We start from the raw sequence: 12118 nt of genomic DNA on the forward strand, positions 1-12118 counted from the left end.
TTAATTATTCATGATGTTTAAATATTTAATAGATAAATAACTTAATTAATCTGCGGGGATGATTGTGGCAACGTCGGCCAATCAAGTGGTTTAGAGTTTTTACTTTAATTTGAGGGTTCAGTGAGATTGATAAAATAACTAACGGTTGACTCAACAAGGCGTGCAAAACGCGGGTGACGAAAGTTTGAACTCGATTCATATTTATTATCTATGGATTTGCCTGTGAAAAATGTAAACAAATGAATGCCTTGCTTTATGGTGGTGCAACCCTGATGAGAACAGTGATTCTTGCTCGAATTCAGTGCAACCATGGTCGATAAAATTGACGCTTGGATGGGCAATAAAAACAATTTTTGTCTGGATATTGCCTGCGTTTGATAAACGTGGTTAATTGAAGCATCTTGCTGTCTGGAGGACGTATTTGTCATGTGCCGCTGGCTCGCCTATCAAGGCCATCCTATCTATCTCGATCAACTGGTTTATCAACCGGAACACTCCTTGGTTCATCAAAGTATTGAAGCGCGCAAAGCGGTAACGCGCGTGAATGCCGATGGGTTTGGGTTGGGGTGGTACACGGAACGCAGTACGCCCGGGCAATTTCATGAAGTGCTTCCGGCGTGGAGCGACGAAAACCTGCGCTCACTCGCGCATCATATTCGGTCACACCGGTTTATGGCACACGTGCGTTCGTCCACCGGCACGCAGGTGTCGCGTCGCAATTGCCATCCGTTTATCTTGGATAACTGGATGTTTCTGCACAATGGTCAGATTGGCGAATATGAGAAAGTGAAATACACGCTGGAACGGTTGTTGCCAGAATCGCTGTACGTCAAACGCACCGGAACCACCGACAGCGAATTGATCTTTTTGCTGATGATGAAAAATGGATTGATCGACAACCCAGTGGAGGCGATTCGCCTCACCATCGCCGAGATTGAACAAGTGATGAGCGAGAAGGGAGTGCAGACGCCTTTCAAAGCTTCGATTTGTATTTCCGATGGTCAGCAGTTCTGGTTGGTGCGTTACAGTTCAGACCAACACCCACCGACCGTGTTCACGAAAGTGGTGGACGACGGCATTATTCTCGCATCGGAACCGCTCGACAGTGAACCGGGGTGGCTCATCGTCGCGCCACAAACCATCACGCACGTCCACGATACGCATTGTAAAACGTTCACATTTTCTGCTGTTCAAGCTGCATAAATCATCGGTTGATCTGATGTTATTTAACGTCAGATCAACATCTTCCTTCTTTTACACAGATTTACAAACAGAAGTGACGCAACTCAGTTGCGGCAACACTTCGATATGGGTATAGTTGCGCCATCTTAATGCGAATGCTTATCAAAATTCATCGCAATAATTAATAAAAAGGAAGATTATGAAATCCGTTCTCAGTTTGACGTCTTTGGCCTTGGTGATGTCTTTCTCTGCCCATGCGGCGCAGGTAACCATTGAACACCAGATGGGGAAAACCACGCTCGAGCAGAAACCACAACGCGTGGTGGTGATTGGTCTGGGTGTGTTGGATGCCGTCGACAGTTTCGGGATTCAGCCGGTAGCGGTTTCAAAAGTTCCTCAGTTGCCCCCTTATCTTGAGAAATACAAAGGCAATCAATACGGTCAAGCGGGCTCGTTGTTTGAACCGGATTTCGAATCGATCTACATGCAAAAGCCAGATGTCATCATCATCGGCCCACGCGCAGCCACCAGTTACGGCGAATTGTCGAAGATTGCACCGACCATCGTGTTTGCCGCTGACGACAGCAAAGGCTACTGGGAAAGTACGCAGGAACAGTGGCAAAACCTAGGCAAGGTTTTCGGCATCGAAGATCAAGTGAATGCCAAAATTGCGGAAATCAACGCGCAGTTCAAAGCGGTGAACGATTACACGAAAACGCATGAAGTGAACGCGCTCACCGTGATGAGTTCTGGGGGCAACCTAACAACGTTCGGTGCTGAATCGCGTTTCTCGGCGATTTATCGTGACTTCGGTTTCCACGAAAATGTGAAGGTCAAGCAGGGCGGCCGCCATGGTGACCTGATCTCTTACGAATTCATTCGTGAACACAACCCACAAACGCTGTTTATCATCGACCGCGACAAACTGGTCAACAAGGGCAAGAGCAACACCCATCGCGAGTTTGAAAACGATCTGGTGAAAGCGACCGACGCTTACAAAAACCAACACATGACTTACCTTGACCTCAATGCTTGGTACATCTCTATTTCCGGCGTGAAAGCGACCGAACAAATGGTGGTGGACATGAAGCAGTCGATCGGTCTGCTGTAATAAGCGATGGCGCAGCCTGCTGAACGCGCAGGCTGTAAGCCAGCAAGCTGAGGTTAGTTTTGAAAAGATTATTGCTTGTTTTTGTGCTGATTAGCCTATCTTCACTGTTTGTGGGGGTGGGCGATTTGTCTTTTATCGCCTTGATGAATGGCGATGCCAACAGTTGGAACCTGCTGTTGACCAGCCGTGCGCCACGTCTTCTTGCCGTCTTACTGGCCGGTGCGGGGTTAAGTATCGCGGGCCTGATCATGCAGCAAATCAGCCAGAACCGTTTTGCCGCGCCGTCTACGTCCGGCACCATCGAGTGTGCGATGTTGGGCTACGTGTTAAGTCTCGTTATCTTTGGCGATGGCAACAACTTGTGGTTGATTTTCGCTGTCTCGATGGCGGGCACGCTGATTTTTGTCCAGTTCATCCAGCGCATTCAGTTTAAGAACGCCATCTTTGTGCCGTTGGTCGGGATCATTTTCGGCAACGTCGTCAGCTCGGCGGCCACGTTCATTGCCTACAAATACGACGCGGTGCAAAACCTCTCGGGCTGGGCGGTGGCCAACTTCGCCAACTTGCTCAAAGGCAATTATGAATTGTTGTATATCGCCATTCCCGTGGCGATCTTCAGTTATCTGTATGCCGCGCGCATTTCTGCTGTCGGCATGGGTAAAGACTTTGCCGTCAACTTGGGGCTCAATTATCAACAAGTGTTGGTGATTGGCGTCTGTCTGGTGTCAGTGATGTCGGCGACGGTGGTGATGATTGTTGGTCAGCTGCCATTTTTGGGCCTGATTGTGCCGAACGTGGTGAGCTATTACTACGGCGACAACCTGCGACTCAACATTCCGCGCACCGCCATTTTCGGTGCGTTGTTGGTGCTGCTGTGCGACCTGATTGGCCGCGTGATTATCTTCCCGTATGAAGTTCCTATTTCTATGATCATCAGTATTTTTGGTGGTGTGGCGTTTATTGCACTGATTCTGCGAGGCCAGCGCCATGCACGATAAACTCAAACTCACCCTGCTGATTGTGCTGGCCATGGTGTTTGCCGCTGCATTTATCGGTGTCGGCCTGACGCCAGATAACTATCAGTATTTCTTGTCGCGCCGCGTGCCCAAAGTGCTGGCGATTGTGTTGGCCGGGATTGCGATTGCGCAGTCGTCGCTGGCATTTCAAACCATCACCCACAACCGCATCCTGACGCCGAGCATCATGGGGTTTGATTCCTTGTATCTGTTTGTCCAGGTGGGAATTGTGGCGCTGTTTGGTGGCTTGAGCAGCTTTGCGATGAACGCTTACCTCAACTTCTCGTTGTCGGTTGCGGCGATGCTGGGCTTTTCGACCGTGCTGTTTACGTTCTATTTCAGCAAAGAGAAGCGCAACCTGATAGCGTTGCTGTTGCTGGGTGTGATTCTGGGGCAGTTGTTCTCCAATATCGCTTCCTTCCTCATTATGCTGATGGACCCGAACGATTTTGCCTCGGTACAAGCCAACATGTTTGCCAGCTTCAACAACGTGAAAGTGAGCTTGGTGTACTTTGCCACGCCGCTGCTGCTCGCGGTTTCTTACTTGCTGTTTCGCATGCATCGCGTGCTGGATGTGTTCTGGTTGGATAACGACAACGCCGTCAGCCTTGGGGTGGATGTGCGCAAAACCACGCGTAATGTGTTGATGCTGAGCGCGGTGCTGATTTCCATCTCGACGGCACTGATTGGCCCGATCATGTTCTTCGGTATTTTGGTCACCAACCTGACGCGCGAATGGTTTAAATCTTATCAGCATCGCGTGCTGCTGATTGCCTGCTCGGCGATGTCGGTATTTGCGCTGCTGGCTGGGCAGTGGATCGTCGAAAAAGTGTTCTATTTTGGCACCACACTCAGCGTCATCATCAACTTTGTTGGTGGCATCTATTTCCTGTCTCTTCTGATTCGTAACAAAGTGGTCTAGCGATGATTCAACTCGATAAACTGACAAAAATATTTGGCCAACACGCGGTGGTGAAAGACGCCAGCGCTGAGTTTGAAAAAGGCAAGGTCACGTCCATTATCGGCCCCAATGGTGCCGGGAAAAGTACGCTGCTCTCGATGGCGAGCCGCTTGGTGAATCGCGACGAAGGGAAAGTGTGGATCGACAGCAAAGAGCTGGTGGATTGGGATACCAAAGCGCTGGCGAGAAAGCTGTCGGTGCTGCGTCAGGCCAATACACTGACGATGCGTTTTACGGTGCGCGAGCTGGTGTCGTTTGGTCGTTTCCCTTATTCACAAGGTAAATTGGATGCGCGTGATCAGGACGTGATCGATCAATCCATCGCTTATCTGGATCTGCAAAGCATTCAACACAAATACCTCGATGAGCTGAGCGGCGGTCAGCGTCAATTGGCCTTCATTGCCATGGTGATTGCCCAAGATACCGATTATGTGTTCCTCGATGAGCCATTGAATAACCTCGATATCAAACACTCGCTGCAAATTATGGCGACGATTCAACGTTTGGCGCACGAGCTGAATAAAGCTGTTGTGGTGGTGATCCACGACATCAACTTTGCGTCCTGCTACTCCGATTGCATCATTGCGCTGAAGAAAGGCGAAGTGGTAGCGACGGGCAGTGTGGAAGAGGTGATTCGCGAAGACGTGCTGGGGGATATCTACGAAACGCCATTCCGTGTATTGGAAATTGAAGGCAAGCGCATGTGTTTGTACCACACGCACTGATGCCTGCTGAATATGCGTGTTGGTCTTGTGCTTAGACCAACGCTTCCGAAGACAAGTTGGTCATAAAAGCCTGCGGTGATTCACCAAAGGCTTTTTTAAATGCCGCTGTAAAGTTGGACGGGTGATGATAACCCGCTTCATACGCCGCTTCGGTGATGGTCACGTAGCCACGCTCAAGTTGTTGACGGGCGTTGTTGAGGCGGCGTTGGCGCACATAGTTTGCCACCGTCATGCCCATTTGCTGTTTGAATCGGCGTTGCAGGTTCGAGGTGCTCATTGCCATATGCTGCGCCAGTGCATCGAGCGATAATTCCTCGTACAGGTGCTGATCCAGAAAGTGGACAATCTGGCCCATTTGCGAGCAGTAACCGCGCACTTCTGCGGGCGGCATTACCGCGTCTGGTTGTGGCGGGATCTGCGCAACCGCGCTCAGTACCAGATCAATGGCCGCATGCTCCAAATGTAATGTTTCCAACAAGGTTTGCGGCTTTGGCATGGCCAACACACGTCGCACGCCTTGCACCATCGCTTCACTCAACGTCAGCGCACAACACGCTTTGTCTTGCTGAATAAACTGCGTCAGCGGGCAGGGGGTGCCAATGCGTTTACTCAGCCAGGCTTGTTCGAGAATGATGTTGAGTTTGACCACCTGATTGTCTTTTTGCAGTTGGCGACGAAAGCTTGCAGGCTGCGTGAAGTTGACAATCACGCCTTGTGCTTGTGTGGCGGCATCTAAATCAAACTCCAGATCGTCGTAACCAAAGATCAAACGACCTTCCAACAGCAAGGTGATGATCACGGACGCCGGTGTTGTGGCGATCACATTGGAATTCGTCAGTTCGTGGCTGATCCCGCCATGCAGACGAAAAGCGCCTTCGTTGCTATAGCTGATGTACGATCCTTCGGCCAATGTGGCTGCGTGCCTCTGGCCGTGGCTGACAATAATCTGCTTATCATCCTGTTGCAGTTTTCGGGTCATCGTGACCTTTTTTGGGGGGATTTCCTGACGTTGACTGACTGACATACGGTTATTTCTCATAAGTGTTATGCGGTTTTGCATAACCTATTGATCTTCTCATTCTATGGGCGTCACTCTAACATGCTTGCGAATTATTATCATTTGTATTTTCATAACTAAAACATAAGGAATGTAGAAAATGCGTTCTATTCACAAGTCAGTGGTCTGTTTGGCGATCGGCGCCGCGCTAAGCAATATGGCTTTTGCCCAACAAGAAGAGACTCAGGCCGACAATGTCGTGGTTTGGGGCACAAAAGTATCGAGTAGTTCAGAATCTCTGGGCACAGATGACCTCAGTTTGAAACAGGCGGATCATATGTCCGACCTACTGCGCGACATTCCCGGTGTGGATGTCGGCGGGACACACTCGGTCAACCAACGCATCAACATTCGTGGCCTGAACGAAACGGATCTCGATATTCGTCTGGATGGCGCATCACAGCACGCCAACATGTTCCACCACATCGGCAACCTCACGTTGAACCCAGACATTTTAAAATCAGCCGATATTCAAGTGGGTAACAACTCGGTGACGCAAAGTGGCCTTGGCGGCGCGGTCTATTTCGAAACCAAAGATGCCAAAGATCTGCTCCGCGGCAACGAGAAGTTCGGGGTTCGCGTGTTTGGCGGTTACAACTCCAATGACAGCGAGCAAGGCTCGGTGACCGTGTACGGTCAACTGAGTGATAAAGTCGACGCCATGCTTTACGCACAAGGCATCTCTCGCGGTGACTTCGAAAACGGCGACGGCGATAAGACGTTTGGTGTGGAAGGCGATACCTATAACATTTTGGGGAAAGTTGGTTTTGAACCAGCACCGGGTCACCGCTTTCAATTGGCCTATGACGTGTATCGCGATGATGGCGATTACAGCCCACGTCCGGACATGAACGGGACGGCCAACACGACATTGACTGCCGATGATTTGCTGCCAACCAAATACAACCGTGACACTGTCACTGCATCATACAAACTGACAAAAGAAAAGCACAGCGGCACCGTCACCCTGTATAGCAGCGAAACCGAAATCGAACGTGATGAAAGCCATATCACGGGCCGTTGGCCGCGTCCTAAAGCGACCAACACCGCCACCAACCGCAACGTGGGCTTGAGTGCCAAGTTCCAGTCTGATTATCAACTGCTGAGCTTAGATAACCGCGTGGTTTACGGCGCTGACGTGGTCGACCAAACCAGCAAGAGCACGTACGCAGGCGCGTCATACATGGATGAATCTCGCCTGTCGAACGCCATTTTCGCGGAAAACACGCTGTCATTGACCGAGAGTTGGAACATCACGGCAGGTCTGCGCTACGACGATGTGAAGCGCAAAGCGGTGAGCGAAACCAAGAGCTTTGATGACGTCACTTGGTCGCTAGGCACCGAATGGGCGGTTGATTCCGATTGGACACTGTTTGCGAACGCGCGTTCGCTGTTTAATGCTCCAGAGCTGCTGGAATCATTCGTGATGTATCAGCAAACTTCTTATCTGGCAGACGGCATCAAAGCCGAATCGGGTCTGAACACGCAAGGTGGTGTGCGTTTTGATAAGCGCATTGATGATCACTTCATCGCCGCGAACCTGACCATGTTCCGCACTGAAATCGACGATTACATCACGCAAACTTATGACGGTGCTGTGTCTGGATATCGTTTTGAGAATGCCGGTGATGTGGTGATTAAAGGCTTTGAAGTGAGTGCGACGTACGCCTACCAAGCGTTTAGCTCACGTCTGTCTTACTCACGCGCTGACACCCGTGATAAATCAAACGGCGGCCCAATGCTGGATGCCAACGGCCGAAGCGCCGACATGGGGGATAGCATTGCACTGAACCTTGGCTACCACGCTGATACCATCGACACACTGTTTGGTTGGACATCTATCGTGGTGCTGGATGAAACCAACGTCGAAGAGGACAGCGATAAGAAAGAAGGGTATGACACGCACAACCTGTACGCGCAGTGGATGCCTTACGCCGTGCCTGATCTGACCGTCACCTTTGGTATCGATAATATCTTTGACGAGCTGTATGTGTCCCACGCCTCCCGCACCGGGGTGAACGCTCGCGCAGGGACAATGAATGATTACGAACCGGGTCGCAGCGTGAAAATTTCCGCCTCGTACCAGTTCTAACCCTTTGCCCGCAAGCGTGCGGGCAACATGAAGGATAAGTGATGCAATACCAAGCTAAAGCCGAATTACACTCTGAACACGTCGCCAAATATTTGGTGACCCTTTGCCGCCATTTTGCCCGAAAAGTCCCCGCGCAATGGGATGAAGTGCAAGGCCGTGTGGAATTTCCATCCGGTGTGACGACTTTGTCACTCGACGACGCGCAGCAGTGTCTGACTTTTGTTTGCCAGAGCGACAGCGAAGAAAAGGTCGCGGTGCAGCAAGCAATCATCAACGAACATATTGTGATGTTTGCCCGCCGTGAACCGATTCAACTCGACTGGGATGAGATTCTGGTTGCATAAACACTAAAATAATATTCATAACAACATCAAGAAAAGCTAGGAAACAAAGGCTCCGCCCGTGATGGTCGGGGCCTTTTTTATGCTCCAATCTGTGACAGGTCGAAATAATTCCGCCCTCAAAAAAAATAAATGCTTGTCAAAGATCAACAAAAAACCGTTTCAATCACAGAAAAGACTAAAACAAAGTTGAAAGATTCAAAAATTATTGAATAATGGTAACCGTAAATGGAGAAGCTCAAGCTTCGAACTCTCAGTCGGAAACAGGATACAAACCCATGTCGAACTCGTATGTGTTGGTCATCAACTCAGGTAGCTCCTCACTTAAATTCGCAGTCATCGATTCTCAATCGGGTGATGCATTGGTGTCAGGTCTTGGTGAATGCTTTGGTTTGCCAGAAGCGGTCATTAGCTGGAAATATCAAGGTGAGAAAACCGAAGAAGCGATTCCTGCTGGCGGGAACCATCACAAATACGCAGTCAACCGCGTGGTGGCACTGCTTGAAACGCTGGGCCTAAGTTCTAAGTTTGTCGCTGTGGGTCACCGCATCGTTGCAGGTGGCGAAACCTTTAAAGAAACGGTTCGTGTGGATGAGTCTGTGATTGCTGACGTTGAACGTCTTGCTGAACTGGCCCCTCTGCACAACAAAGCCAACGCGGCGGGTATGCGCGCAGCGATGGAAGCGTTCCCGAATCTGCCTCAATTTGCTGTTTTCGACACGGCTTTCCACCAAACCATGCCAGAGAAAGCGTTCGTTTACGCACTGCCATACGAGCTGTACCAAGAGCATAAAGTTCGTCGTTATGGCGCACACGGCACAAGCCACTACTACGTGAGCCGTGAAGCCGCGAAAGCTATCAACAAACCTGTTGAAGAAAGCAACTTCATTACGGTTCACCTTGGTAACGGCGCGTCAGTCAGTGCGATTAAAAATGGTCAATGCATCGACACCAGCATGGGCTTAACACCGCTTGCCGGCCTGATGATGGGCACACGTTGTGGTGATTTGGACCCAAGCGTGATCGAATTCTTGTTCCGCAAAGGCTGGAAACAAGAAGAACTGTTTGAAATGCTGAACAAAAAATCAGGTTTCCTTGGCGTGTCTGGCATCACCAGCGATGCTCGTGGCGTGCTGGAAGCGATGGACAACGGCAACCCACGTGCCAAACTGGCGTTTGATATCTTTACTTACCGCGTGGCCAAATACATCGGTTCATACATGGTCGCGATTGGTGAAGAAGTGGATGCCATTGTGTTCACCGGTGGGATTGGTGAAAACTCACTGCCAATTCGCAGCGAAATCCTGAAGTATCTAAAAGTATTTGGCTACCAAGAAGACGAAGCTGGCAATGCGGCGGCGCGCTTTGGTCAGTCAGGTACTGTGACAACAGCCGACTCTAAACTGGCGATGGTGATTCCAACCAACGAAGAGTTCGTAATTGCTCAACAATCGGTTGCGCTGCTGTAATCACACGCATTGCTCCACACATCGTATGATGTTTAAGCGAACCCTCGGGTTCGCTTTTTTTGTCTCTGGCTTTTTCGTCGTGAAAGTTCGCAATTTTGTTCTATTCAATCGCGGCGCGCGTTTCTATACTGGCTCTATTGATGAACGCGAGTGAATGAACCTCATGCAAGAGCAGTTTCAGTATCTTCCCAGCCAGCATACCGATGGTCTGAGCGCCTTTTCTGCCCGAATGAAGGAGTTCAGCTACGATAAGCATGCGCATGAAGAGTACAGCATTGGTGTGACTCGCAAAGGGCGTCAGGATTTTTTCAGCGGCGGTGCGTATCACAAAAGCAATGTCGGCAATGTGATGATCTTTAACCCGGAGCAGGTGCATGACGGCTGCGCGGGGGAACGCTCGGCGCTGGAATACGAGATGCTTTATATTCCGCAGCACACGCTGATGGCGATGATGCAATCTTTGGGGCAAATTACGCCCGATCAGGCACGCCTCAAGCAATCGCTGTTTCATGATGAAGTGCTGCGCCATCAAGTGCTGAATTTGAGCCAGATGATGCGCCAACCGACGTTGTCTGCATTAGAGGAAGAAGCGGCGCTGCTGGCGATTGCCCAATCGATGCTCCGCTTGGGGGGCGGATCGCTCAACGCCGGACATGATCATGGCCGCAAAGATACGCTTCTGCTGCGCGCGAAAGAGTACATCCTCAGCAACCTCGATCAAAAGCTGAGTGTGGATGACATTTGCCAAGCTGCCAACATGTCGAAATTCCACTTTATCCGCCTGTTTAACGAACAGTTCGGTATGACGCCGCATCAGTTCGTACTCAATTGCCGGGTGAACCGCGCCAAGCAAGCGCTGGAAGTGGGCGACAAAGCGTCGGATGTGGCAATCGACTTAGGCTTTGCGGATGTCAGCCATCTCAATCGCAAATTCAAACGGGTTTTTGGCATCACGCCGCATCAATATCAGCGACAACTGCACGCCAGCGATAGCTGAATCTTAACGACAACGAATCGTCTGATTCGTCAATCTTAACCACTCTCAGAGCACCCCATGACAGACATAATTCTTTATGCCTTTGGCGTGATGTACACGCCTGGGCCGGTGAATGCTATTGGCCTCAATCGTGGTATTCAAAAACAACAACGTATTTTTGGCTTCTTTTTCGGCGTTGCCGTCGCGATGTTCATCCTGTTTTTTAGCGTTTCCTTGATTGGCGAGCGCATCATGAATGAATCGTTGCTGCAAGGCGCGGCAGTGTTGGGTGGTCTGTATATCTTCTGGCTGACCATCAAAATCTTCCGCGCGCAAGTGATTCAAGACAACAGCGGTGAAGATAAAAATAGCGGTGAAGATAAAAATAACGAAGTACGCGCGCTGACATTTCGCGATGGATTGATGATGCAACTGCTCAATCCCAAAGGTATCACGGTTGCGCTGCCTGTGGCGACGGTACAATTTCCTGCGGCGGGGATTGCAGGTGTGAGCTTATTTGCTTGGTGTGTGGGGCTTGCGGTGTTTGCCTTTGGCGCGCCTTGGTCTTATTTCATCTTCGGCCGATTGCTGGGCAACAACATTCGTCAGGCGAGTTACCTCACAATCATCAATAAGCTCATGGCGCTGTTTCTGATGTTCGTGGCCGTGAGCATGGGGCTGAGCCCATTTTTATAACACCATCATGAATCAAGTCTATTCAAAGGGAAAGAGCATGCAGTTTGATACCAAATTCGCCATTGTGGTGGCGGACGATTTGCCAACTTGGCAGAAATTGAATGTGGTCAGTTTTCTGTCCGGTGGCGTGACCGGCAGCCCGCAAGTGAAAACCGGGGAGTGTTATCGCGATGCTTCCGGGAACGCATATCTGCCTTTGTGCGTGCAGCCGATCATTGTGCTCAAAGCGAGCCGAGAAAAGCTCGCTACGTTTATTCAACGTGCCAATCGCGCGCAAGCAGAGACGGCGATTTTTGTTGAAGACATGTTCGCCTCCGGTCATGACGAAGCGAACCGCCAAACGGTCAGCCAATACACGAGCGATCAATTACCGCTGGTTGGGCTGGCCATGTTTGGCGAGAAGAAGCAAGTCGATAAAGTGTTTAAAGGTGCCAAATTGCACGATTAAATCGCGTCGCCCGACCGAGTGCGCATTTTCGACTACACTCAAAG

Annotated in this window: 12 protein-coding genes; 11 read left to right on the forward strand and 1 reads right to left on the reverse strand. The window is 50.3% G+C overall.

Annotated features, from left to right (window positions below):
- Nucleotides 1-426: 426 nt before the first annotated feature.
- The 5 genes from ACF8PK_RS13230 to vctC all read left to right on the forward strand — a co-directional run bounded on the left by ACF8PK_RS13230 (nucleotide 427) and on the right by vctC (nucleotide 4995).
- Nucleotides 427-1203 carry a class II glutamine amidotransferase gene (locus tag ACF8PK_RS13230; RefSeq protein ID WP_055465705.1) on the forward strand — a complete coding sequence of 259 codons (777 nt, stop codon included), beginning with the start codon at nucleotides 427-429 and terminating at the stop codon, nucleotides 1201-1203.
- Nucleotides 1204-1381: 178 nt separating this feature from the next.
- Nucleotides 1382-2293 carry a siderophore ABC transporter substrate-binding protein gene (locus ACF8PK_RS13235; protein ID WP_392441722.1) on the forward strand — a complete coding sequence of 304 codons (912 nt, stop codon included), beginning with the start codon at nucleotides 1382-1384 and terminating at the stop codon, nucleotides 2291-2293.
- A gap of 59 nt (nucleotides 2294-2352) precedes the next feature.
- A complete protein-coding gene (gene vctD / locus ACF8PK_RS13240; protein ID WP_038151623.1) occupies nucleotides 2353-3291 on the forward strand; it encodes an iron chelate uptake ABC transporter permease subunit VctD in 939 nt (312 codons plus the stop codon).
- Entirely contained in the window at nucleotides 3281-4231 is a 951-nt protein-coding gene (vctG, locus tag ACF8PK_RS13245; RefSeq protein ID WP_004726939.1) for an iron chelate uptake ABC transporter permease subunit VctG, read from the forward strand. The genes vctD and vctG overlap by 11 nt, the downstream gene beginning before the upstream one ends.
- Before the next feature lie 2 nt (nucleotides 4232-4233).
- Entirely contained in the window at nucleotides 4234-4995 is a 762-nt protein-coding gene (gene vctC, locus ACF8PK_RS13250; protein WP_004726938.1) for an iron chelate ABC transporter ATP-binding protein VctC, read from the forward strand.
- Between the two features lie 31 nt (nucleotides 4996-5026).
- Here the strand turns inward: vctC and ACF8PK_RS13255 are convergent, their stop codons facing one another.
- Nucleotides 5027-5974, reverse strand: a complete 948-nt coding sequence (locus ACF8PK_RS13255) for a helix-turn-helix transcriptional regulator (protein WP_392441725.1) — start codon at nucleotides 5972-5974, stop codon at nucleotides 5027-5029.
- A gap of 178 nt (nucleotides 5975-6152) precedes the next feature.
- Here ACF8PK_RS13255 and ACF8PK_RS13260 point away from each other — a divergent pair, with 178 nt between their 5' ends.
- The 6 genes from ACF8PK_RS13260 to ACF8PK_RS13285 all read left to right on the forward strand — a co-directional run bounded on the left by ACF8PK_RS13260 (nucleotide 6153) and on the right by ACF8PK_RS13285 (nucleotide 12074).
- Nucleotides 6153-8144 carry a TonB-dependent siderophore receptor gene (locus ACF8PK_RS13260; RefSeq protein ID WP_238819782.1) on the forward strand — a complete coding sequence of 664 codons (1992 nt, stop codon included), beginning with the start codon at nucleotides 6153-6155 and terminating at the stop codon, nucleotides 8142-8144.
- Between the two features lie 41 nt (nucleotides 8145-8185).
- Nucleotides 8186-8488, forward strand: coding sequence for a DUF2218 domain-containing protein (locus ACF8PK_RS13265; RefSeq protein ID WP_004726935.1), 303 nt, complete (start codon nucleotides 8186-8188; stop codon nucleotides 8486-8488).
- A gap of 275 nt (nucleotides 8489-8763) precedes the next feature.
- The gene (locus ACF8PK_RS13270; RefSeq protein ID WP_004726934.1) at nucleotides 8764-9954 is read left to right on the forward strand and encodes an acetate/propionate family kinase; all 1191 of its coding nucleotides are present in this window, start codon (nucleotides 8764-8766) and stop codon (nucleotides 9952-9954) included.
- 163 nt (nucleotides 9955-10117) lie between these two features.
- Nucleotides 10118-10951, forward strand: a complete 834-nt coding sequence (locus ACF8PK_RS13275) for an AraC family transcriptional regulator (RefSeq protein WP_004726931.1) — start codon at nucleotides 10118-10120, stop codon at nucleotides 10949-10951.
- A gap of 57 nt (nucleotides 10952-11008) precedes the next feature.
- Nucleotides 11009-11626 (forward strand): LysE family translocator, encoded by a 618-nt coding sequence (locus ACF8PK_RS13280; protein ID WP_392441728.1) that lies wholly within the window; start codon nucleotides 11009-11011, stop codon nucleotides 11624-11626.
- A 37-nt stretch (nucleotides 11627-11663) separates the two neighbouring features.
- Nucleotides 11664-12074: a DUF2000 family protein gene (locus ACF8PK_RS13285; protein WP_392441730.1), complete on the forward strand. Its 411-nt coding sequence runs from the start codon at nucleotides 11664-11666 to the stop codon at nucleotides 12072-12074.
- Nucleotides 12075-12118 lie beyond the last annotated feature (44 nt).

The organism is Vibrio sp. CJQ_6 (genome assembly GCF_043106745.1).
Lineage (GTDB): Bacteria > Pseudomonadota > Gammaproteobacteria > Enterobacterales > Vibrionaceae > Vibrio > Vibrio furnissii.

Coding starts and splice junctions, on each gene's coding strand:
- ACF8PK_RS13230 (WP_055465705.1), top strand. CDS start 427: ATGTGCCGCTGGCTCGCCTATCAAGGCCATCCTATCTATCTCGATCAA.
- ACF8PK_RS13235 (WP_392441722.1), top strand. CDS start 1,382: ATGAAATCCGTTCTCAGTTTGACGTCTTTGGCCTTGGTGATGTCTTTC.
- vctG (WP_004726939.1), top strand. CDS start 3,281: ATGCACGATAAACTCAAACTCACCCTGCTGATTGTGCTGGCCATGGTG.
- vctC (WP_004726938.1), top strand. CDS start 4,234: ATGATTCAACTCGATAAACTGACAAAAATATTTGGCCAACACGCGGTG.
- ACF8PK_RS13255 (WP_392441725.1), bottom strand. CDS start 5,974: ATGACCCGAAAACTGCAACAGGATGATAAGCAGATTATTGTCAGCCAC.
- ACF8PK_RS13260 (WP_238819782.1), top strand. CDS start 6,153: ATGCGTTCTATTCACAAGTCAGTGGTCTGTTTGGCGATCGGCGCCGCG.
- ACF8PK_RS13265 (WP_004726935.1), top strand. CDS start 8,186: ATGCAATACCAAGCTAAAGCCGAATTACACTCTGAACACGTCGCCAAA.
- ACF8PK_RS13270 (WP_004726934.1), top strand. CDS start 8,764: ATGTCGAACTCGTATGTGTTGGTCATCAACTCAGGTAGCTCCTCACTT.
- ACF8PK_RS13275 (WP_004726931.1), top strand. CDS start 10,118: ATGCAAGAGCAGTTTCAGTATCTTCCCAGCCAGCATACCGATGGTCTG.
- ACF8PK_RS13280 (WP_392441728.1), top strand. CDS start 11,009: ATGACAGACATAATTCTTTATGCCTTTGGCGTGATGTACACGCCTGGG.
- ACF8PK_RS13285 (WP_392441730.1), top strand. CDS start 11,664: ATGCAGTTTGATACCAAATTCGCCATTGTGGTGGCGGACGATTTGCCA.